The 20,081-nt window shown below is 68.0% G+C and carries 20 protein-coding genes; 7 read left to right on the top strand and 13 right to left on the bottom strand.

The window, feature by feature from the left end; all coding sequences use genetic code 11:
* Nucleotides 1–16: 16 nt before the first annotated feature.
* From O5I81_RS11390 to O5I81_RS11375, 4 genes are all read right to left on the bottom strand, one after another.
* Nucleotides 17–496, bottom strand: coding sequence for a hypothetical protein (locus O5I81_RS11390; protein ID WP_271064964.1), 480 nt, complete (start codon nucleotides 494–496; stop codon nucleotides 17–19).
* A gap of 9 nt (nucleotides 497–505) precedes the next feature.
* Nucleotides 506–1,072, bottom strand: a complete 567-nt coding sequence (locus tag O5I81_RS11385; RefSeq protein ID WP_271064963.1) for a hypothetical protein — start codon at nucleotides 1,070–1,072, stop codon at nucleotides 506–508.
* 15 nt (nucleotides 1,073–1,087) lie between these two features.
* Nucleotides 1,088–1,462, bottom strand: coding sequence for a c-type cytochrome (locus O5I81_RS11380; RefSeq protein WP_271064961.1), 375 nt, complete (start codon nucleotides 1,460–1,462; stop codon nucleotides 1,088–1,090).
* A gap of 331 nt (nucleotides 1,463–1,793) precedes the next feature.
* The gene (locus O5I81_RS11375; protein WP_271064960.1) at nucleotides 1,794–3,422 is read right to left on the bottom strand and encodes an MBL fold metallo-hydrolase; all 1,629 of its coding nucleotides are present in this window, start codon (nucleotides 3,420–3,422) and stop codon (nucleotides 1,794–1,796) included.
* 273 nt (nucleotides 3,423–3,695) lie between these two features.
* Between O5I81_RS11375 and O5I81_RS11370 the strand changes: the two genes are divergently transcribed.
* Nucleotides 3,696–4,337, top strand: a complete 642-nt coding sequence (locus O5I81_RS11370; RefSeq protein ID WP_271064958.1) for a helix-turn-helix domain-containing protein — start codon at nucleotides 3,696–3,698, stop codon at nucleotides 4,335–4,337.
* A 16-nt stretch (nucleotides 4,338–4,353) separates the two neighbouring features.
* Here O5I81_RS11370 and O5I81_RS11365 read toward each other — a convergent pair whose 3' ends face one another.
* From O5I81_RS11365 to O5I81_RS11355, 3 genes are all read right to left on the bottom strand, one after another.
* Nucleotides 4,354–5,385 carry a zinc-dependent alcohol dehydrogenase family protein gene (locus tag O5I81_RS11365; RefSeq protein ID WP_271064956.1) on the bottom strand — a complete coding sequence of 344 codons (1,032 nt, stop codon included), beginning with the start codon at nucleotides 5,383–5,385 and terminating at the stop codon, nucleotides 4,354–4,356.
* Between the two features lie 21 nt (nucleotides 5,386–5,406).
* Entirely contained in the window at nucleotides 5,407–5,877 is a 471-nt protein-coding gene (locus O5I81_RS11360) for an Hsp20/alpha crystallin family protein (protein ID WP_271064954.1), read from the bottom strand.
* 122 nt (nucleotides 5,878–5,999) lie between these two features.
* Nucleotides 6,000–6,590: an NAD(P)H-dependent oxidoreductase gene (locus O5I81_RS11355; RefSeq protein WP_271064953.1), complete on the bottom strand. Its 591-nt coding sequence runs from the start codon at nucleotides 6,588–6,590 to the stop codon at nucleotides 6,000–6,002.
* 161 nt (nucleotides 6,591–6,751) lie between these two features.
* Here O5I81_RS11355 and O5I81_RS11350 point away from each other — a divergent pair, with 161 nt between their 5' ends.
* The 4 genes from O5I81_RS11350 (at nucleotide 6,752) to O5I81_RS11335 (ending at nucleotide 10,129) form a co-directional block, all read left to right on the top strand.
* Entirely contained in the window at nucleotides 6,752–7,663 is a 912-nt protein-coding gene (locus tag O5I81_RS11350; RefSeq protein ID WP_271064952.1) for an alpha/beta hydrolase, read from the top strand.
* Between the two features lie 52 nt (nucleotides 7,664–7,715).
* Nucleotides 7,716–8,624: a hypothetical protein gene (locus O5I81_RS11345; RefSeq protein ID WP_271064951.1), complete on the top strand. Its 909-nt coding sequence runs from the start codon at nucleotides 7,716–7,718 to the stop codon at nucleotides 8,622–8,624.
* An 87-nt stretch (nucleotides 8,625–8,711) separates the two neighbouring features.
* Nucleotides 8,712–9,362 carry a heme-binding beta-barrel domain-containing protein gene (locus tag O5I81_RS11340; protein WP_271064950.1) on the top strand — a complete coding sequence of 217 codons (651 nt, stop codon included), beginning with the start codon at nucleotides 8,712–8,714 and terminating at the stop codon, nucleotides 9,360–9,362.
* A gap of 5 nt (nucleotides 9,363–9,367) precedes the next feature.
* Nucleotides 9,368–10,129 carry an A24 family peptidase gene (locus O5I81_RS11335; RefSeq protein ID WP_271064949.1) on the top strand — a complete coding sequence of 254 codons (762 nt, stop codon included), beginning with the start codon at nucleotides 9,368–9,370 and terminating at the stop codon, nucleotides 10,127–10,129.
* Between the two features lie 53 nt (nucleotides 10,130–10,182).
* Here the strand turns inward: O5I81_RS11335 and O5I81_RS11330 are convergent, their stop codons facing one another.
* Genes O5I81_RS11330 through O5I81_RS11320 form a run of 3 tightly spaced genes read right to left on the bottom strand, consistent with a single transcriptional unit; the run spans nucleotide 10,183 to nucleotide 14,731 of the window.
* Nucleotides 10,183–11,160: a nitronate monooxygenase family protein gene (locus O5I81_RS11330; RefSeq protein ID WP_271064948.1), complete on the bottom strand. Its 978-nt coding sequence runs from the start codon at nucleotides 11,158–11,160 to the stop codon at nucleotides 10,183–10,185.
* A 9-nt stretch (nucleotides 11,161–11,169) separates the two neighbouring features.
* Nucleotides 11,170–11,484, bottom strand: a complete 315-nt coding sequence (locus O5I81_RS11325) for a GNAT family N-acetyltransferase (RefSeq protein ID WP_271064947.1) — start codon at nucleotides 11,482–11,484, stop codon at nucleotides 11,170–11,172.
* Nucleotides 11,477–14,731 carry an amidohydrolase family protein gene (locus O5I81_RS11320; protein ID WP_271064946.1) on the bottom strand — a complete coding sequence of 1,085 codons (3,255 nt, stop codon included), beginning with the start codon at nucleotides 14,729–14,731 and terminating at the stop codon, nucleotides 11,477–11,479. Before O5I81_RS11320 ends, O5I81_RS11325 begins: the two co-directional genes overlap by 8 nt.
* A gap of 49 nt (nucleotides 14,732–14,780) precedes the next feature.
* Here O5I81_RS11320 and O5I81_RS11315 point away from each other — a divergent pair, with 49 nt between their 5' ends.
* Nucleotides 14,781–15,011, top strand: coding sequence for a sulfurtransferase TusA family protein (locus O5I81_RS11315; protein ID WP_271064944.1), 231 nt, complete (start codon nucleotides 14,781–14,783; stop codon nucleotides 15,009–15,011).
* A gap of 148 nt (nucleotides 15,012–15,159) precedes the next feature.
* Here O5I81_RS11315 and O5I81_RS11310 read toward each other — a convergent pair whose 3' ends face one another.
* Complete coding sequence (locus O5I81_RS11310; protein WP_271064942.1) at nucleotides 15,160–16,050, bottom strand: YihY/virulence factor BrkB family protein; 891 nt, start codon at nucleotides 16,048–16,050, stop codon at nucleotides 15,160–15,162.
* A gap of 284 nt (nucleotides 16,051–16,334) precedes the next feature.
* Nucleotides 16,335–17,462 carry a CaiB/BaiF CoA-transferase family protein gene (locus tag O5I81_RS11305; RefSeq protein ID WP_271064940.1) on the bottom strand — a complete coding sequence of 376 codons (1,128 nt, stop codon included), beginning with the start codon at nucleotides 17,460–17,462 and terminating at the stop codon, nucleotides 16,335–16,337.
* A gap of 443 nt (nucleotides 17,463–17,905) precedes the next feature.
* On the opposite strand from O5I81_RS11305, the gene O5I81_RS11300 reads away from it, so the two are divergent.
* Nucleotides 17,906–19,165 (top strand): DNA polymerase IV, encoded by a 1,260-nt coding sequence (locus tag O5I81_RS11300; RefSeq protein WP_271064939.1) that lies wholly within the window; start codon nucleotides 17,906–17,908, stop codon nucleotides 19,163–19,165.
* Between the two features lie 191 nt (nucleotides 19,166–19,356).
* Here O5I81_RS11300 and O5I81_RS11295 read toward each other — a convergent pair whose 3' ends face one another.
* Entirely contained in the window at nucleotides 19,357–20,007 is a 651-nt protein-coding gene (locus tag O5I81_RS11295; RefSeq protein WP_271064938.1) for a glutathione S-transferase family protein, read from the bottom strand.
* Nucleotides 20,008–20,081 lie beyond the last annotated feature (74 nt).

The following is a 20,081-nucleotide window of genomic DNA, read 5'->3' as shown; positions in this document are numbered from 1 at the left end:
TTCGCCTTGATCCGGGTCAATTCGGCCCGGAAGCGGGCGGGCAGTCGATGCTCCGGGCCCAGCCCTTCAAGAAGCCGCGGCGGATGCTTCCGGCCAGCTTCCGGGCCCGGGCCTCGCGCTCCTGGCGATCGGCGCCGGTCATCCGGCGGATCAGACCGCGATAGGGAAGCCCGATAAGGTCGCCGACGGCGTCGGAGGTCAGTTTGGCGGCCAGATCATCCTTCTCGGCGGCGCGAACGCCGTCGATATCGGGGCCGAGCGCCGCCTCGAGCAGGACCAGTTCCTCGGCGATCGCCGGGCAGGCCGGATCCAGCGGCGGCGCGTAGGGGGCGAGTCTGGCCTTGGCGAGCACCTCGGCCGGCGTTTCCCGCAGGATGTTGAGATCCCGGAACGGCTGCTCGACCGAGCTCTCAACAGCGCCGCGCACGGGAGCCTGGGTGGCGCAGCCGGCCAGCATGGCGGCCAGCGCGAGGATGGCGATCGGAGCGGCCCGCATGGCGAGGCGTCAGCCCGTCGCCCGCAGCCGCTCGGCGAAGGCCAGGCGGCGGGCCAGCACCGCCATGGGCAGCGCGACAAGGTCCAGCAGGGCCACCTGGGTCGACTGGCCGGTTTCCTCGACCGTCAGCGGCGTCAGGACGAAGACGATGACCAGCGCCGATCCGGCCAGCGAGAGGATGGCCGGCAAGCGGGCTCGCCAGGAGGCCAGCCAGACGGGCGCGGTCAGGACCAGCAAGGCGGCGGCCTGGACCGTCGCCGTGAACAGCAGAACCTGGATCAGGTCGGGCTCGTCATAGATTCCCAGGAACACCAGGCGCGCGCCGGCGGCGGCGGTTGCCAGGCTCCAGGCCAGCACGCTCCAGAACACAGCCCCTTCAAGCGCAAAGCAGAGGCCGGCGATGGCCGCGCCGATCAGGCAGACCGCGAGCAACACCTGGCCCTTGTCGCCGATGAACGGCGCCAGCAGCGTCGCCATGGCCAGGACCACGATGGTCCAGAGCGCGGCGCGGCCTGCCGGATGCTTGTGGTCACGGGGCGAAACGGCGATCCGCTCAATGAAGGCGATGACGGCCATGGGACTTCTCCGGGGTCAATCGAGGCTGTCGATGTAGACGGCGAGATCGCGCAGTTCGGCCTGGTCCAGGCGGGCTGGCGGCATCTCTCCGTGGCCGAGGTCCGACACCATGGTCAGGCTTTCCTCCAGCCTCGGCCCGGTGAGCCGACCGGCAAGCTGCGGAAAGGTTGGAGCGGCCGGACGGGGACTGTCGGCGCCGGACTCGACCGCATGGCAGCTGGAACAGGCGCGCCGGGCCAGGGCCAGGCCGCCCTCAATGCGCACATCGGGGCCCATCCGGGTTTCGGGCTCAGGAGAAGCGCCCGCCCCGCCGGCGCAGGCGAGCAGGAGGACGGCGGCGGCGGCGTGGAGCGGGGCCAGGGCCCAGACTCTGTTCGGGAAGATGCTCATTCGTCGCCTCCTTGGCGGGGGATGACCGCATGCGGCGCGCTTTCGCGCGAGGGCTTCAGCGGCATGGCGATGATCCTTTCTGAACCTACCCCCATGCTGGGCTCATGTCGGCGACCGCCGCCATTCAGGGGCCGCCCCTAAGGGGCGCTACGGAGGCCGATGCCCGGGCTCGAGCCAGCCTGAACCAGCTGCCGTCACGCCATCGCGAAGCGAAGTTCGCCCCGAGGAACGAATTCCCCGGGGCGCTCCACCGGCCGGATTGGGGGAGTGGGGAGGCCGGCGGGTTTTCTTCATACCTTGCGCCGCCGGGCGAAAAACCATGGCGACGGCCTCACACTGCCGGGTTCGATCCGGTGGCGCCTTGATCTCCGTCAAAAGGGGGGCCAAGGGCGCCGGCCAGACGGTTGAGCAGCGCCTCTCTCGCCTTGTCGTCCGGGGCTTGTTCGAGGGCAGCGTTGAGGCCCAGGAGGAAGGCGGCCCGGCTGTTGTGCCAGTCCAGCCGCGCCGCCGCGTCCGAGGGAAGCCGACGCGATCCGGTCTGCTCGGCCTCGGCGCCGGCCCGGGTGAGACGGAACCGGTCGTCTATCGCCGGAATGACCAGCCGATCCGCGGCAAAGCCCGCGCTGGCGAGCCGATCGCGCAAGCCCGCCGCGCCCTCGGGCTCGCCATGCACGATGAAGGTCGTGCCGCTGATCGGGCCTCGCGAACTGGCCCACGCGACCAGGCCGGACGCGTCCGCGTGTCCCGAGTAGGAGTCGAACATCCTCACCCGCGCCCGGACCCGCACCTCGTCACCCTGGATGCTGACCCGCTCGGCGCCTTCGGAGAGCAACCGTCCCAGGGTCCCGACCGCCTGGTAACCGCTGAGCAGGACGGTGCATTCGCGTTGCCAAAGCAGCCGCTTGAGGTGCTTGCGGATGCGGCCGGCGTCGCACATGCCGCTGCCGGCCATGATGATGTGCCAGCCCTTCAGCCGGTCGAGGGTATCGCTGTCGGCGGGCTTGCTGAGGAACCGGAGGTGCGGCGAGTGGCGCAGGGCCTCGAACGGGTTGCTGTTAGTGCTGCGGTTCCAGCCGCGCTCCAGAAACACATCGGTCGCCCGGATGGCCAGGGGCGAGTCGAGGAAGATATCCGTGGCCGGCGCTTCGCCGCTGTCCATGACCGCCAGGATATCGAGCAGAAGTTCCTGGCTGCGCTCAACGGCGAAGGCCGGGATCAGCAGCGGCCCGCCGGCCGCATGCGCATCCCGCAGTTCGGCCGCCAACGCCCGCCTGCGGGTCGCCGGATCGGTGGCGATGCGATCCCGGTCGCCGTAGGTCGACTCGATGATCAGATGATCGAAGCCCGACGGCGCTTCCGGCTCGGCGACGAACTCGCTGCCGCCGGGGCCCAGGTCGCCGGAAAACAGCAGCTTCAGGGGGCCGTCATCGGCGTCGACGTCGACAGCGACTGATCCGGCCCCGAGGATGTGGCCGGCCGGCCACCAGGTCGCCTGGATATCGCCGGCGATGATGGCGCGCTCGCCGAACTTCACCGTCTGGAACTGAGGCATCAGTCGTTTGGCGTCCCGCGCCGTGTAGATCGGCTCCACCTGCGGGCGTCCCCGGCGCTGGTTGCGACGGTTGAGGTCACGGACCTCGCCCTCCTGAATTCCGCCGGCATCGGCCAGCATCACCTCGCAAAGGTCACGCGTCGCGGCGGTCGCAAAGATCGGCCCGGTGTATCCGGCCCGCATCAGCTTTGGCAGCAGGCCGGAATGGTCGATGTGCGCATGGGTCAGCAGGACGGCGTCGATCCGCGAAACCTCGAAAGGAAAGTCGTTGTAGTTCAGCTTTTTCAGGGTCTTGGAGCCCTGGAACATGCCGCAGTCGACCAGCACCCGCGAGTTGCTGGTCCGCAGCTCGGCGCAGAAGCCGGTGACGCAACCGGCGGCGCCGTGAAAGCTGATGGTGGGGGTCATTTGTAGCCCTCGTCCTGAAGCGCCCGGGCCAGGTCAGGCGCCAGGTGAGGCCTCGATGATGGGTAAGGCGCGGGAGCGGCGTTGTGATCGAGATCAAACCCGGCCGGCTCGTGCTGCTGTAGGGAATAACCTGCCCATCAGGTGCGGACCGACAAGATGCCTTCATCGTTGGCCCCAAATTGCGCCTACGTAGACACCCTTAAGCGCAGGCCACGAATTTCAGCGGACCGCCGTCGGCCCTAGCGATCTGCCATCGCAGATGGGAGAGACCTGATGTTCGCCGTCACATCCGCCGCCGCTGCCCCCCAACCCACCGAGGACTTCGGTCAAGTCGGCGTGCCGATGGCCTTCGCCGCCGGCGAGGAAATCTACGCTCAGGATGAGGAAGCGGACATGATCTACCGCGTCGTGCGTGGCGCGGTGCGGACGACGCGGCTGCTCAGCGACGGGCGTCGCCAGATCGGCGACTTCTACTATCCGGGTGACCTCCTGGGATTGGAGGCGGGTTCCGTCCACCGGTTCTCGGCCGAGGCCCTGGGGGCCTGCAAGATCCAGGTCATCCGCAAGTCGGCGCTGGGGCTCTACGGCGAGGACGGGCTGAAGATCGAGCGGATGATCTGGTCCGAAACGGCCCGTGAACTGCAGCGCACCCAGGAGCATGTGATGCTGCTTGGCCGCAAGTCGGCCTGTGAGAAGGTGGCCTGCTTTCTGCTCGACATGGCGCGGCGCTTCCGCGGAGACGTCGCCGAGCTGCCCATGGGTCGCCAGGACATGGCCGACTACCTGGGCCTGACGATCGAGACCGTGTCGCGCATGGTGACCCAGCTGCAGGCCGATGGCCTGGTTCGTTTCCTCGGTTGCCGCCGGTTCGAGATCCGCAACCCGGTCGGCCTCGCCAATCTCGTCGAGGCCTGATCGGGCCGCCAGCCCTTCAAGTATCATCGCGGGCCGGATCAGGATCACGGCCCGCTCCCGTCACCAGGACCGCCGCTCCGGCGAAGGCGCCGGCGCGGAGGTCGTCGAGCGCCTCGTTGGCCCGCGTCAGATCATAGGCTGTCACCTGGGCGCGGACTCCAGCGGACAGCGCGCGCGGAAGGTACTCGCGGGCATCGGCCCGGGTCAGGTTGGCGACGGAGACAAGCCGGCGCTCGTTCCACAGCGAGGCGTAGGGAAAGCCGGGGATGTCGCTCATGTGAATGCCGGCGCAGACGACGGTCCCGCCCTTGCGCACCGCGCGCAAGGCGATCGGAACCAGCTCGCCGACCGGGGCAAAAATGATCGCTGCGTCGAGGGGGTCTTCCGGCTCCTCGTCGGAACCGCCCGCCCAGACGCAGCCCAGGTCCCTGGCCAGGCGCTGGGCCGCGGCATCGCCTGACCGTGTGAAGGCGTGGACCGCCTGCCCTTCCGCGATCGCCAGCTGGGCAAGCAGGTGGGCGGCCGCGCCAAAGCCGTACAGGCCCAGGCGGCGCACCGGCCGTTGCTCGCAGGCCATGCGCCAGGCGCGAAAGCCGATGAGGCCGGCGCAGAGCAGCGGCGCCGCTTCGATGTCGCTGAGGCCGGGCGGGAGCGGAATGCAAAAGTCAGCCCTGGCGCTGACCTGCTCGGCATAGCCCCCATGGCGCGTCCAGCCGGTGAACTCGGGGGCGTCGCAAAGGTTCTCGGCGCCTTCGCGGCAGTAGCGGCAGCGCCCGCAGGCGCCGCCCAGCCACGGCACCCCGACCCGGTCCCCGACGCGCAGGTTCGTCACGCCGACCCCGAGCGACTGAACCGTGCCGACGATCTCATGACCGGGAATGACTCCGGCAAGACCATGTCCAAGGTCGCCATCGACGACATGCAGGTCCGTTCGGCAGACGCCGCAGGCGTGAACCCGCAAGATCACCTCGCCCGGTCCGGCGACCGGATCGGGCAGGCTGACAGCGGTGAGACGCCGATGCGCCGCCTCAAGGGCCATGGCCAGCATCGCCGTCTCGCTCCGCGCGCGTCAGGCCTTCGCCTCGCCGATGGGCACCTTTCGGGATGCCTGGTCGGCCTGGCGCGGCGCGGTGATCGTCAGGACGCCCTCCTTCAGGTCAGCCTTGATCTGATCGGCGATCACCCCGCCCGGCAACCTGACCGATCGGGAGAAGGCGCCGAACCGCCGCTCGATCACCCGGTAGCCCTTGCGGTTGTCGTCCGTCTCGCCGTGCTTCTCGCCGCAAACGGTCAGGACGCCGTCTTCGAGCGTGATGGAGATGTCCTCCGGCTTCAGGCCCGGCAACTCCACGGTCAGTTCGACACCGTCCGGCTTCTCGACCAGATCCATGTCGGGCGAGGGCAGGAAGGCATCATTGCCGCCCACGCCTCGGGCGAATTCGGTCACCACCCGGTCGATCTCCTTCTGCAGCGGCGCGAAGAAGTGAGCGGTCTGATCGGCGAGCGTGGGCAGGAGGGCTTTGGGGTCCTGACGGGTCATGATCGTCTCCGTTTCGACAGCGCCGGTTGGCGCCCCCCTCGACTACCCCAGGGTGCGGAGTCTCGCTTTGACCGGCGTCAAGAAGCTCCTTTTGTCCGCCCGGGCATCGACGCCGCCGCCCCTCACGCCCCCTGAAGGCCGAGCGATTCGACCTTGGCCAGCCAGCGGGCTTTCTGTTCGGGCGCGTCCAGGTGCGCCCTGCCGAACAGGGTCTTGCGGATTGGACCCATGCCGGTCACCCACAACAGCCCGCGCTCGAGGCTGGCCACCCCGTGGCCGCCCAACACCAGCTGGAAGACCAGGACCGGCGCGCCCATGGTGACGATCAGGCGGATGGACTTGCGGGTCAGAACGCTGGTGATCGGCGCCTGCGGCGATCCCAACGCCAGCCCTCTGCGCAACAGCTGTTCGAAGAACCCCTTGAGTACGGCAGGCGGGCCGCCGAACCAGATCGGAAACACCAGCACCAGGTGGTCGGCCGTCCGTACGGCGTCCTGCGCCATCTTGATGTCGGCGCTGAAGTGGCCGGACTGATAGTCCCTGGGCGAATGGATCAGCGGGAAATCGAGGGCGCCGACGCTGAGACGCTCGACCGTATGGCCGGCCTTCGTTGCCCCCTTGGCGTAGGCCTCGGCGAGGGCTGCGCAAAGGTGGGCCGGGTCAGGGTCCGGGTGACCGTTGATGACGAGGATGCGTCTTGGCGGCTGGGGCATCGGGTCAGCCTCGAAACGGATGGAAGGCTCAGGAGACGCCGGGACAGGCGGAATGGCATTGACCCACGTCAACCGGAGATTGGTCCGGCCGGGCCTGGCCATGCGCTCTCGACGGCCGCATCGCCCTTGCCAGCCCGGGCCGGCTCTGAGACGACGGGGCCATGAGCGATCCATCCTCCCTCGACGACGCCGGTCCGACCTCCCACAGCTTCATGTCCCAGCGCCTGCGGCTGAACTACCTCGACTGGGGCAACCCCGGCGCGCCGACCCTGGTCCTGCAGCATGGCGGGCAGGATCACGCCCGGAGCTGGGACTGGGTTGCGCGGGCGTTGCGGCGCGACTGGCATGTGGTCTGCCCCGACCTGCGGGGCCATGGCGACAGCGCCTGGTCGCCCGATGGCGCCTACATGCTGCCCTACATGGTCTACGACCTGGCGCAGTTCATCCAGCAATCCGGCCAGGAGCAGGTTGCGATCATCGCCCATTCCCTCGGCGGCGCCGTGGCCCTGCGCTACGCCGGCCTGTTCCCTGAGAAGGTGACGGCGCTGGTGGCGATCGAGGGCCTGGGCCCCAGCCCGAAGATGTACGCCCAGCGGCGGCAAACCCCCGTCGGCAAGCGCTGGCGGGACTGGATCGAGCAGCGGCGGGGACTGAGCGGCCGGTCGCCCAGACGCTATGCCAGCATCGACGAAGCCCTGCTGCGCATGCGGGAAGCGAATGGTCATCTGAGCGAAGGCCAGGCGCGTCACCTGACAATCCACGGGGTCAGCCGCAACGAGGACGGGACCTACAGCTGGAAGTTCGACAACTACCTGCGTGGCCAGCCCCCGGGCGATCTGTCGGAGGAGGAGCTCCACGCGGTCTGGGCCGAGATTACCTGCCCGACCCTGCTATGCGTCGGCGAAGACAGCTGGGCCTCGAACCCGGCCAAAGATGGTCGAGCCACTCATTTTCGGGACGCGAAGGTGGTCTCGTTCGAGAATGCCGGCCATTGGCTGCATCACGATCAACTGGACCGGTTCCTGGCGGAGGTGACGGCGTTTCTGCCCGACCCGAACGGGCTGAAGGCTTGACCTCGCCCCTTCACCGCTGGACCGTCGCCGGAATGATCTCAAGGAGCCGCCCGTGACCTTCGATACGCCCCTGTCCCTCGTCGGCCCCCTGCGCAAGCCGCGCCAGATGTTGGGCGATCAGGAGTATGGCGGACACGCCTCGATCCATGACGACGAGATGGCGGAAAAGCTCGGCTTCCGGGCCGGGCCGATCGAGGGGCCGACGCACTTCAGCCTCTTTCCACCGCTGATGGAGAATATCTGGGGCAAGGCCTGGTTCGAGCAGGGCTGTATCTCCTCCCACTACCTGAACATGGTGGTCGAAGGTGAAGAAGTGCGGGCCTTTGCCGAGATCCCGGCCGAGGGCGCGAAGACCACGCGGGTGTGGGCCGAGAAGGCCGATGGCACGCCGGTGCTGGAGGCCAGCGCCAGCATCGGGACGGGAGACGGCCCTACCCTGCTGGAGCAACGGATGGCGGCGCTGCGGCCGCCAGGCCCGCTGCTGATCCTGGCGGACCTCGAGGTCGGCATGACCGGGGCGGCCGAAGAGCGGGTCCGAATGGACCCGGACCAGCACATGGGCAACCTCTATCCGTTCAGCCTCAACCAGAAGCTGGCCGGCATCACCGAGACCTCCGACTGGTATTCGAAAGGCTCCCCTTGGGGACGCCCGATCATCCCGCTGGAGATGATCAGCGTGCTGGCCGAATACAGCAGCCACCAGGCCAGGTTCCCGGTGAAGGGCCCCGCCGTCGGCCTGTTCGCCGACCAGGAAATTCGCCTGATCGACGGACCGCTCTTCGTTGGCGAGGAGTATGTCCTGCGGCGCGAGATCGCCGCCCTGGCCGAGAGCAAGCGAACGGAATCCTATTGGGTGCGCACCCGCATTTTCGACGCCTCGGGGCGCAAGCAGGTGGCCGAGATGCTGCTCAACCACGCCACCCTCAAGCATAGCTACGCGGGCTATGCCGACGCTGGCTGACCGCCGGATATCTGTTCGCGCGACCGCGCCGCCGACCGTGACTCATGCTAGGCCGGCGTCACGCAAGGCGCCAAGGAGCAGCACGGCATGGACATCCCGGACGACATCTTCACCGAGCCCGAGGACGTCGATCCCGAGACCCTGGCCAACCTGGGCCCGCTGCGCCGCCTGGCCGGCATCTGGGAGGGCCGACGGGGCGTCGATGTGAACCCCAAGGCCGACGGGCCCGAGCGCCGCGAGTTCTACGAACGCATCGAGATGCAGCCGATCGATCCGCAGGCCAACGGGCCGCAGCTGTTCTACGGCCTGCGCTACCATGTGCACGTCAACACCGTCGAAGAGGCGATCACCTTTCACGATCAGGTCGGCTACTGGCTCTGGGAGCCGGCCACCGGGCTCATCCTGCAGACCGTGTCGATCCCGCGCGGCCAGGTCGCCATCGCCGCCGGCCAGGCCGAGCCGGACGCCGGGACCCTGGTGCTGACCGCCGTGCGCGGCCAGACCGAATACGGAATCTGCTCGACGACCTTCCTGGAGCAGGCCTTCCGCACGGACGCCTACCGCATCGAGGTGACGTTCCACGACGACGGCTCCTGGAGCTATGTCCAGGACACCACCCTGCAGGTGCGCGGCCAGGACGCCCCTTTCCTGCACCGCGACACCAACACCTTGAGCAAGATCGCCGAGCCCGGCCTGAATCCCTGGGCGAGCATCCTGCGCCGCGCCCCGGGGGGCTGACCGACATGATCTGGCTGTGGGACCTTGCCGCCATCCTGCTGGGCCCGGTGGCGGGCAGCTTCCTTGGCCTGATCAGCCTGCGCCTGCCGGAGGAGAAGCCGGTGGTCATGGGCCGGTCCGCCTGCGGGTCCTGCGGTCGCACCCTGTCCCCCATCGATCTTGTGCCGATCCTCAGCTTCCTGGTCCTGCGGGGCCGCTGCCGATCCTGCGGCGCCGCCATTCCCCGGCGCTATCTGATGATGGAGCTGGGTTGCCTGGCCCTCGGCGTCTGGTCCGCCTACGCCTTCGATGGCCCTATGGCCCTGGTCAGCGCCCTGTTCGGCTGGTGGCTGCTGATCCTGGCCGTCATCGACGGCGAGCACTTCTGGCTGCCTGACCGGCTGACCCTGCCGCTGGGCGCCCTCGGCCTGATCCAGGCCGTCGCCTTCTTCCTGGCAGGTCAGAGCCAGCTGTCCTGGGTCCACAACCTGATCGGCGCGGCGGCTGGGTTCGGCGCCCTGTGGCTGGTTGCCTTCGCCTACCGGCGCCTGCGCGGCCGCGAGGGACTGGGCGGCGGCGACCCCATCCTGCTGGGCGCTATCGGGGCCTGGGTGGGCTGGCAGGGACTGCCCAGCGTGGTGGTCTGGGCCGGCATCGCCGGCCTCAGTGTCGTGCTGGCCATGGTCGTCCGGCGACGCGGCGTCTCGGCAGAGATGAAGCTGCCGTTCGGCGTGTTCCTGGCCCTTGGCGGCTGGATGGTCTGGATCCTCGGACCGCTGGGGCTCTGAGAGGTCCTGCGGAATGCCGCCGGCCGGGAGACCCGACCGGCGTCACGGCCCGCCTAGGCCGCCAGGAAGCCTTCCAAACGACCGCGTATAATTTGCTCGGCTTCGCTCATGATGCGGTCGATCAGTTCCTTGCAGGTCGGGATGTCGTGGATCAGACCCGCGACCATGCCGCAGGACCAGGCCCCAGCTTCCATTTCGCCATCCATCATGATGCGCGGGTAAACCCCCGCAACTTCTTCGATAATGTCCTCGAACTTGATGTTCGGACCGAGCTCTTTTTCCTTCTGAAGCAGACGCTCGACCGCCGCGTTGGTCAGAACGCGCTCGGTGTTGCGCAGCGGGCGCATGACCAGGCGGGTGTCGAGTTCACTGGCGGCGACGATGGCCAGCTTCACGTTTTCATGGACCGGCGCTTCCTTGGTGGCGATGAAGCGGGTGCCCATGTTCATGCCCTCGGCGCCCATGGCCAGGGCCGCGACCAGCGAGCGGGCGTCGGCCATGCCGCCGGAGGCGACGAAGGGGATCTTCAGTTCCTCGGCGGCGCGCGGCAGCAGGATCATGTTGGGGACGTCGTCCTCGCCCGGGTGACCGCCGCATTCGAAGCCATCGACGCTGACGGCGTCACAGCCGATCGACTCGGCCTTGAGGCTGTGGCGAACCGAGGTGCATTTGTGGATCACCTTGACGCCGGCTTCCTGCAGCGGGGGCAGCCATTTGGCCGGGTTGTTGCCCGCCGTCTCGACCGCCTTGACGCCGGAGTCGAGGATGGCCTTCACATAGCCCGGGTAGTCTGGCTGGTTTACCGACGGCAGGAAGGTCAGATTTACGCCGAACGGCTTGTCGGTCATCTCCTTGCACCGGGCGATTTCCTTGGCCAGATCGTCCGGCGTGCGCTGCGTCAGGCCGGTGATGATCCCCAGGCCGCCGGCGTTGGATACCGCCGCCGCCATCTCGGCGAAGCCGACGAAGTGCATGCCGCCCTGGATGATCGGGTGCTCGATGCCGAAGAGTTCGGTGATGCGGGTTTTCATGTCTCGTCCCTAGTTTTCGATGCCGAGTTTCGACCGGAAATCCGGGTGGACCAGATCGTGATACTCGGGGTGTTTGCTGATGTAGCCGGCGAAGAAGCTGCAGGTCGGCTTGACCTTTAAATGTCGCTCCCTCGCGTAAGCCAAGCCGTGTTTGACAAGCGCCCCGCCGACACCCTTGCCCTCAAAGGCTGGGGGCACGACGGTGTGCGGGAAGACGATAGCGCCCTCCTCCAGCCGGTATTCGGCGAAGGCGGTCTCGCCGCCGAGATGGACCTCGAAGCGGTTGGCCGCGCGGTTGTCGATGATCTCCGGGGCGTCAGTCATCGGTATGATCCGCCGCCTCGGTGGTGCTGACGCCGCCCCAGGTCTCGCCGCCGGCCTGCTGGTGCCAGAAGGGCTTGCGGGCCCGGCCGCGGCCGCCGACCTCGTTCATGTCGCTGTCGAACAGCCGGCCGTTGATCATGGTGAAGCGGATCTGGCGGGTGTTGCGGATGTTCTCCAGCGGGTTGGCGTCGAGGATGACCAGATCGGCCAGCTTGCCGACCTCCAGCGAGCCGATGTCGCGGTCCATGCCCAGCGCCTGGGCGCCGTTGAGCGTGGCGGTGCGCAGGGCGTTCAGCGGGGTCATGCCGCCTTGCTCCATCATCCAGATCTCCCAGTGCAGGCCGAGGTCCTCGCGCTGGCCATGGGCGCCGGCCTGGACCGAGACGCCCAGGTCGTTGAGCTCGCGGGCCACGCTGGCGATGCGGATGTGGTTCAGCTCTTCCGGCGGGATCTTGAAGGGCCGGCGCGAGCGGGCGTCGAGGATGCGGCGGGGCACATACTTGGTGAGGATCGGGTCCTCCCAGACGTTGGTCGTCTCGTACCAGTAGTGCTCACCCCAGGCGCCGCCATAGGCCACGACCAGGGTCGGGGTGTAGGCGGTGCCGGTCTGCGGCCAGAGCTGCTTGACGTCGTCATAGATGGCGGCGACCGGGATCGAGTGCTCGATGGTGGTGTGGCCGTCGATCAGCATGGTCATGTTGTGCTCGAACAGCGAGCCGCCTTCCGGCACCACCGACATGTCGAGGGCGCGGGCGGCGGCGATGACCTGCTGACGCTGGTCGCGGCGGGGCTGGTTGTAGCTCTTCACGCTGAAGGCCCCGGCCGCCTTCATGCGGCGCAGGTGGCTCATGGCGTCATCGGCGCTTTCGATCTTGGCCGTGAACGGCGTGGTGGCGCCGTAGAGGATGGTGCCGGTCGAGAAGATGCGCGGACCGACGATCTCACCGGCCTTTTCCAGTTCGCTGGCGGCGAAGATCTCGCTGGTGTCGTTCGAGGGGTCGTGGATCGTCGTCACCCCGAAGGCGAGGGCGGCGTAGTTGATCCAGCTCTGCTGCGGGATGATCTCGTCCGAGCCCATCGAGCCGTGCCAGTGGGCGTCGATCAGGCCGGGGATGATGGTCTTGCCGCTGACGTCGATGACCTTGGCGTCCCCGGGGGCATTGACCGCGCCGCGCTTGCCGATGGCCTCGATGCGGTTGCCGTTGAGGACGATGATCCCGTCCTCGATGACCTCGTCGCCCTTCATGGTGACGATGCGGGCGCCGACCAGGGCGATCTTGCCGGTGGGGGCGTCGTAGGCCTGGCTGAAGCCAAGCTTGATGCCGCTCTCGGGGGCCTTGGGCAGGTCCTTGGGGGCGCCGTCGATGAAGGCGAAGGCGTCCTTGAGGTCGCGGCTGTAGAGCTCCGGTCCGAGCGACCACCAGAGGCGCTTGCTGTCGCCCGACCAATGCAGCCATTCGCCGGCGTCGCGGGTGACACGGGTGACCGGCAGGGCTTTGGAATCGGGACCGATCTCGACCGGCTTGCCGGTGAAGACCAGGGGCGCGACGTAGGCGTTAAAACGTTCGGTCCAAGCCACCCATTTTTCGTCGGGGGCGATGGCGAATTCACCGGCGTTGGCGCTGGTCAGGTGGACCCGTTGGTCGCCGCCGTCGAGTTCGGCCGACTTGAGGGCGCGTTTGCCCTCGGCCTCATAGCTCATGAAATAGACGCGGTCGGAGGCGGCGCCGAACTGCGGCAGCACGCCGTTGTCGGTGATCTCCCTGGGCTCGCCGCCGGCGGCGGGCACGCTCCACAGGCCGGTGTCACCGCCCCACAGGGCGCTGGTCAGGTAGCCGTCCTGGACGGTGCGGTAGACGATGGTGCGGCCGTCGGGGCTGAAGGCCGGCTCGATGTAGTGGCCGGGCTTCTTCGAAACCACCCTGCCCTCGCCGCCGGCGGCGGAGACGACGCGGATCGTGCCGAAGGCCTCGTCATTCCAGGTCGTGTAGACGATGGAAGAACCATCGCGGGACCAGGACGGATAGAGTTCGAAGTGGTCGCTCTGGCCGGTCAGGCGTTTGGCCTGGCCGCTGGCGACGTCCCGGATCCACAGCTTGCCGAGCGCCTCGAAGACGACCTTGTCGCCGCGGGGCGAAACCTCGGCCCAGCGGATCATCTTCACGTCGAAGGCCTTGGGCGCGACATCGACCTTGGCGCGGACCACGCCGGTGACGCGGCGGGTGGTCTTCACATGGAAGGGGATGTCAGCGGCCGAACCGGTGGCGGCGTCGACCTTGCGGATCTTGCCGCCGGCCCAGAGGACGATGGCCTTGTTGTCCGGGGTCCAGGCCATGTTGGGGTAGACCCCATGGATGGCCCAGGTCTCCTGCATGTCGCGGTCGAGGGCGTCGTAGACCGGAGTCTCCTTGCCGCTCTCCAGGTCGCGGATGAAGAGGGTGGTCTTGTAGCGAACGCGGCGGATGAAGGCCAAGCTCTTGCCGTCCGGCGAGGGGGTCGGGCGGATCGAGCCGCCGGGGCCGGTGACATACTGGCTGGTCTCGCCGGTCTTTCGGTCGAGGCGCTGGATCACATAGATCTGGGTGTTGGGATCCTTGCTGTATTCGAACTGGCCGCCCGGCGTGGCGTCGTCGCTGAAGTAGAGGTAGCGGCCGTCCGGGCTGAAGGCCGGCTCGCCGCTATCCTTCTGTTCCGTGCGCTTCTTGGTCAGCTGCAGGCCGTCGCCGCCGGAGCGGTGGTAGAGCCACATCTCGCCGGCGCCGAGCGAGCGGCCCGAGGTGAAGTGCTTGCGGCCGACGACGTATTCGCTGTCCGGCGACCAGGCCGGCTGGCTGAGCAGGCGGAAGGTCTCCTTCGAGACGGCATGCATGTCCGAGCCGTCGCGGTTCATGACCCAGATGTTGTCGCCGCCGCCGCGGTCCGAGGTGAAGGCGATCCAGCGGCCGTTGGGCGAATAGCGGGCCTGCATGTCCCAGGCGACGCCGCTGGTCAGGGCCTTGGCTTCGCCGCCGCTGATCGGGATCGTGTAGAGGTCGCCCAAGAGGTCGAACAGGACCTCCTTGCCGTCGGGGCTGACGTCGATGCTCATCCAGGTCCCGGTGGTGGTGTCGATCGGCACGTCCTTGAACGGTCCGGGCGGGGCATTGACGTCCCACTTGGCAGGATCAGCCTTCTTGGGCGCCGCGGCGAAGGCCGGCGTGACGATGAAGGACGCACTGACCAGCGCGGCAACCAGACCTCGAAGCATGACGACCCCTGAACTTGTTTAGGCGGCGGACCCTAGCTATCGGGATGCCATGAGCCAAGAGCCTCTCCTGATCGACGCGCGCGGTCACCGTTGCCCGGTGCCGACGCTGAAGCTGCGCAGGGCGCTGGAGGCGATGGCGAGCGGTGATCTGGTGCGGCTGATCGCCGATGACCCGATGGCCAAGGTGGACGTGCCGCATTTCGCCAATCAGGGCGGGCATGCGGTGGTGGAGCAGGCCGAGGCGGACGGGGCGGTGAGCTTCGTGATCCGCAAGGGTTGATCCCTTTCCCACCGACCATCCCGACGAAAGTCGGGACCCAGTGTCCGCCAGCGGCTCCGGGTCCGCTCTGATCAGCGCCAGCCTGTCTTCTGGTTTGCCAGCTGGGTCCCGACTTTCGTCGGGATGATCGGAATGTTGGGGTGGGCCGCTAGATCAGCGGCGCGTCCTCGAAGTCCAGCGTCGGCTGGGCGATGGCCAGTTCGACTTCGGTGGCGATGGCGCCGCCGAGGAAGACGACGTTGACGTTCCAGCTGAGCCAGATGAGGAACACCACCACCGCCGAGACCGAGCCGTAGGTGGCGCCCAGATGGGCGATCTGTTCGACGTAGAAGGCGGATGCCCAGCTGGCGCCGACGGCAAGCGCGGCCGCGGCCATGCCGCCGATGATCGAGGCGCGCCAGACGACGGGCTCTCTGGACATGGCGTAGCGGTAGATCAGGGTCATCGCCAGGGTGATGCCAAGGCTGGTCCAGGTCCATTCGCTGAGGAAAACCGTACCGGCTAGCGGCTTGATATCCAGCGCAGCTCCCATCAGCCGCAGCATCAGGAACAGGGCGGACACGACCCCCATCAGCACGAAGGCGCAGATCAGCACGATCAGGGCCATGAAGTTGAAGGTCCAGAAACCGCGTTGGTTCTCCTCGTCATGGATGAAGGAGAGGCCGGCCAGCAGGGCCTTGAAGCCCCGATGGGCCGCATAGCCGCCGATGATCAGGGCCAGGGCGCTCTGGGCCGACACCGCCTGCAGCGGGGCATGGGCCATGCGGATCAGTTCGCTTTCGAACAGGGCCTGCGCCCCGGGCGGCATCAGGCCGGTAAGGGCCTCCGCGCGCTTGGCAATCTTGTCCGGATCGACCAACAGCCCGAACAGGCCCATGCCGATGGCGATGGCCGGAAAGGCCGCCAGCATGGCCCAGAAGCTGACGCCGCCGACGTAGAGCATGACGTCCCGGCCCCACAGGCGGGACAGAGACTTGCCCGCGACGGTCAGGGTGAGCCGCACCCAATGGGCCGGATCAAGGTCTCGCCAACGAGTCATGAGCGCGAACCGGCCCCGGGTATCCGACATCGGCGGAACCTGCCCGTAACCATGCGCCTAGGCAATACATCTAGGGGCAATACAGGACAGCGCGCCGCCCGTTTGACCGGACGGCGCGCCTCCAGGAAGACCTTGCCTTCGTCCTGTATGCCTCTCGGCGCCGCTTTCGAGGGACGGGAGAGCGCGGCGCCTCCAGTCACGATGCCAAATTACGAGGCCGCGGCTGAACCGTGCCTGAATGGAAAGCGTCGGTTCGGTGTCAGCCGTGTTGCAGGCTTGAGACCTTAGAGGGCCCCCGACGCCTGCAGGTCCTTGATCGCCTCGGCCGAGAAGCCCCAGTCGCCCAGCGCGTCCTCGTTGTTCGAGCCGATCTTCGGCGGCGGCCCCTGGACCTTGCCGGGGGTGGCGGAGAATCGGGGGGCCGGGGCGGGCTGCACGACGCCGTCGAGGGTCAGGAAGGTTTCGCGGGCGACGTTGTGCGGGTGCTTCGGCGCCTCATCGAGGTCGAGGATGGGGGCGAAGCAGATGTCGGTGGCGTCCATGATGGCGCACCACTCGGCCTGGGTCTTGGTCTTGAGGACGTCGGCCAGCTTTTGGGTCAGCTCGGGCCAGGCCGAGCGGTCCATCTGGTTCTGGAACTGCGGGTCAGTGATGCCGGTCTTTTCCAGCAGCAGGGCGTAGAACTGCGGCTCGATGGAGCCGATCGAAATCCACTTGCCGTCGGCGCACTGGTAGGTGTCGTAGAAGTGGGCCCCGCCGTCGAGCAGGTTGGAGCGGCGGCTCTCCTGCCAGGCGCCCATGGCCTTGAAGCCGTAGAACATGGCCATCAGCGAGGCCGCGCCGTCGCTCATGGCGCAGTCGATGACCTGGCCCTCGCCGGTGCTGCGGGCATGGATGACGCCGGCCAGCAGGCCGAACGCCAGGTAGAGGGCGCCGCCGCCGAAATCGCCGACCAGGTTGAGCGGCGGGATCGGCTTGTCTTCCGTGCCGATGGCGTGCAGCGCGCCGGTGATGGCGATGTAGTTCATGTCGTGACCGGCGGCCTTGGCGTAAGGGCCGAACTGGCCCCAGCCGGTCATGCGGCCATAGACGAGCTTCGGGTTGCGCTTCAGGGCGACGTCCGGGCCGAGGCCGAGGCGTTCCATGACGCCGGGGCGGAAGCCCTCGATGATGCCGTCGGCCTCTTCCATCAGCTTGAGGCAGGTTTCGATGGCGGCCGGGTTCTTGAGATCCAGCGCCACCGAGCGGCGGCCGCGAGCGGTGATGTCGGCGGGCGAGCCCCGGCCGGCGCCCTTGCGGTCGATGCGCACGACATCGGCGCCGAGGTCGGACAGCAGCATGCCGCAAAACGGTCCCGGACCGATTCCGGCGAACTCGACGATCTTCAGACCGGACAGGGGGCCCTGGGCCATGAGCGTTTCTCCAACGAGGTGTTTTGCCGCGATCTAGAAGGACTGCCGCACGGTCAGGCAAGCCTTGGCTGCGCCTTGGCGAAGCGGCCTACCATTATAGCCGGGCGCCGGGCCTGGAAGCGCGAAATCGACGCCAGTCCCTTGAAAACGCGTGCCTTTTGGGTGGGCCGAGGGGCAGCGGATGTAGGTCCGGGCGTAGGTCGGCTGTAGGTCGAAGCGCAGCGATTGCAGGCCGGGATGTGACCGGAGCGGGCTACAATCCTCCGAACTTTCGTCGCAATAGGCGAACGGCCCGTTTTGGGCGTTTTTGGATATGTCTAGACATATTCATCTTCGAACATGGAGGGCGGTCAGGACCGGCGCAGGTCCCGGCTCCACAGGGGCCGCCGGAACATATATGAAACTCCCGACCAGCCCGTCGCCGATCCGGACCCCGACAATCCATGAAGGCCTTCTGCCGCGACTGCTTCTGGACCGGAGACACGGCCCCGCGCCGCTGTCCGGCCTGTGGCTCGCCGCGGATGGTGGCGCATGACGAGCTGGCGACCCTGAGCATCGCCCATATGGACTGCGACGCCTTCTACGCCTCGGTGGAGAAGCGCGACCGGCCGGAGTTGCGGGATGTGCCGGTGATCATCGGCGGCGGGGTGCGGGGGGTGGTCTCGACCTGCTGCTACATCGCCCGGATGAGCGGGGTGCGGTCGGCGATGCCGATGTTCACGGCCCGCAAGCTATGCCCGCAGGCGGTGATCCTCAAACCCGACTTCAGCAAGTATGTGCCCGAGAGCCAGCGGATCATGGCGATGATCCGCGACCTGACGCCGCTGGTGCAGACCCTGTCGCTGGACGAATGCTGGATCGACCTATCGGGCACCGAGCGGCTGCATGGCATGCCCCCTGCCCTGACCCTGGCGCGGCTGCAGGCGCGGATCGAGGCGGAGGTGGGGATCACGGTGTCCATCGGCCTGGCGCCCAACAAGTTCCTGGCCAAGATCGCCTCGGAGCTGGACAAGCCACGCGGGTTTTCGGTGCTGGGGGCCGAGGCGGCCTCGGTGCTGGCGCCCAAGTCGGTGCGCATCCTGCCCGGGGTGGGACCGGTGTTCGCCGCGACGCTGGAGAAGGCCGGCTATCGGACGGTTGGCGACCTGGCGCGGGCCGAGCTGAAGGAGCTGGCCGATCAGTTCGGCAGCCATGGGATGAGCCTGCACAGGCTGGCCCAGGGCGAGGACGCGCGGCTGGTCAATCCCGGCGGCGGGCGCAAGACGATCAGCGCCGAGACCACCTTCAACGAGGACTATAGCGATCGGGGCACGCTGGAGGACATCCTCTGGCCGCTCTGCGAGAAGGTGGCGCGGCAGCTGCGCAAGGAGGGCATCACCGGGCGGGTGGCGGTGCTGAAGCTGCGCAGGACCGACTTCAAGATCATCACCCGGCGGCGCACCCTGCCGGCCCCCACGCAGACGGCGCGGACGCTGTTCAACGCGGTGCGCGAGCTGCTGGCGAACGAGACGGACGGGACGCTGTATCGGCTGATCGGCGCGGGATTGTCGGACTTCGAGGAGGCAGGGGCGTCGGGCGGAGACTTCTTCGCCGGCGACGAGACGCGGGCGCTGAAGCATGAGACGGCGATGGATCGGTTGGCCGAGAAGTTCGGCAAAGGGGCGCTGGTGACGGGGCGGGCGTTGAAGACGGCGAAGGATTAGTCGCTTCCTCACTGTCATCCTTCGGTTGGGCGAAGCCCAATCCGGAGGACCCACCCGTCCGCCAGGCGCATGGCGTCCGACTTGAAGGCGCGAAGTGTCGTGGCAGTCCCACGATCCAGCTGGTTCCGCCCTTGCCGTGGGTCCTCCGGCTCCCGCTTCGCGGGCCCGAAGGATGACAGCGTTGGGGGTGGTCAGCCCCGCTGCGACGCCTCGAACACCGCCAGCTGGGCGGCGAAGGCGCGTTGCCAGGCAGGGCGGGCCTCGCCTCGGGCGAGGTAGGCGCGAATGGTCGGGTAGTCGTCCAGCAGGCCGGAGCCGCCCAGGCGCCGGATCACGTGGACCATCATGATGTCGGCGGCGCTGAAATCGCCGTCCAGCCAGTCGGCGTCGCCGAAGTGGGCGGTGAGCTGGTCCAGGCGGGGGCGGATGCGGTCCTTGACGGCGGGCAGGCGCTGCTCGAACCAGGGTTCGTTCCGTTCGAGGAGCATGAGGGTCTGCAGTTCGAGGATCGGCGGCTCGACCGTGCTGACGGCGGCGAACATCCAGGTGATGGCGCGGGCCCGGGCGGCGGGGTCGGCGGGAAGCAGGCCGGGGTGATGGCGGGCGATCTCGAGGAGGATGGAGCCGGTTTCGAACAGGGCGAGGTCACCGTCCTCGTAGGTCGGGATCTGGCCGAAGGGGTTGAGGGCCAGGTGGGCGGGCTGTTTCAGGGCCTCGAACGAGAGCAGGCGGACGTCGTAGGGCTGGCCCGCCTCTTCCAACGCCCAGCGGACGCGCATGTCGCGCGCCAGGCCCCGGCCGCGGTCGGGGGAGGCTTCGAAGGCGGTGATGGTGATGGCCATGGCGGGCTCCGTGGTGCTGTTCGTTTGCAAGACGGACGGGCGGGCGCGGTTCCGACAATGGGGTAGCGGGTTGG

Source organism: Caulobacter sp. NIBR1757, from assembly GCF_027912495.1.
In the GTDB taxonomy this organism is placed as follows: domain Bacteria; phylum Pseudomonadota; class Alphaproteobacteria; order Caulobacterales; family Caulobacteraceae; genus Caulobacter.
This window is presented reverse-complemented; position numbering and strand designations above follow the sequence as displayed.

Coding starts and splice junctions, on each gene's coding strand:
- O5I81_RS11390 (WP_271064964.1), bottom strand. CDS start 496: ATGCGGGCCGCTCCGATCGCCATCCTCGCGCTGGCCGCCATGCTGGCC.
- O5I81_RS11385 (WP_271064963.1), bottom strand. CDS start 1,072: ATGGCCGTCATCGCCTTCATTGAGCGGATCGCCGTTTCGCCCCGTGAC.
- O5I81_RS11380 (WP_271064961.1), bottom strand. CDS start 1,462: ATGAGCATCTTCCCGAACAGAGTCTGGGCCCTGGCCCCGCTCCACGCC.
- O5I81_RS11375 (WP_271064960.1), bottom strand. CDS start 3,422: ATGACCCCCACCATCAGCTTTCACGGCGCCGCCGGTTGCGTCACCGGC.
- O5I81_RS11370 (WP_271064958.1), top strand. CDS start 3,696: ATGTTCGCCGTCACATCCGCCGCCGCTGCCCCCCAACCCACCGAGGAC.
- O5I81_RS11365 (WP_271064956.1), bottom strand. CDS start 5,385: ATGCTGGCCATGGCCCTTGAGGCGGCGCATCGGCGTCTCACCGCTGTC.
- O5I81_RS11360 (WP_271064954.1), bottom strand. CDS start 5,877: ATGACCCGTCAGGACCCCAAAGCCCTCCTGCCCACGCTCGCCGATCAG.
- O5I81_RS11355 (WP_271064953.1), bottom strand. CDS start 6,590: ATGCCCCAGCCGCCAAGACGCATCCTCGTCATCAACGGTCACCCGGAC.
- O5I81_RS11350 (WP_271064952.1), top strand. CDS start 6,752: ATGAGCGATCCATCCTCCCTCGACGACGCCGGTCCGACCTCCCACAGC.
- O5I81_RS11340 (WP_271064950.1), top strand. CDS start 8,712: ATGGACATCCCGGACGACATCTTCACCGAGCCCGAGGACGTCGATCCC.
- O5I81_RS11335 (WP_271064949.1), top strand. CDS start 9,368: ATGATCTGGCTGTGGGACCTTGCCGCCATCCTGCTGGGCCCGGTGGCG.
- O5I81_RS11330 (WP_271064948.1), bottom strand. CDS start 11,160: ATGAAAACCCGCATCACCGAACTCTTCGGCATCGAGCACCCGATCATC.
- O5I81_RS11325 (WP_271064947.1), bottom strand. CDS start 11,484: ATGACTGACGCCCCGGAGATCATCGACAACCGCGCGGCCAACCGCTTC.
- O5I81_RS11320 (WP_271064946.1), bottom strand. CDS start 14,731: ATGCTTCGAGGTCTGGTTGCCGCGCTGGTCAGTGCGTCCTTCATCGTC.
- O5I81_RS11315 (WP_271064944.1), top strand. CDS start 14,781: ATGAGCCAAGAGCCTCTCCTGATCGACGCGCGCGGTCACCGTTGCCCG.
- O5I81_RS11310 (WP_271064942.1), bottom strand. CDS start 16,050: ATGACTCGTTGGCGAGACCTTGATCCGGCCCATTGGGTGCGGCTCACC.
- O5I81_RS11305 (WP_271064940.1), bottom strand. CDS start 17,462: ATGGCCCAGGGCCCCCTGTCCGGTCTGAAGATCGTCGAGTTCGCCGGA.
- O5I81_RS11300 (WP_271064939.1), top strand. CDS start 17,906: ATGAAGGCCTTCTGCCGCGACTGCTTCTGGACCGGAGACACGGCCCCG.
- O5I81_RS11295 (WP_271064938.1), bottom strand. CDS start 20,007: ATGGCCATCACCATCACCGCCTTCGAAGCCTCCCCCGACCGCGGCCGG.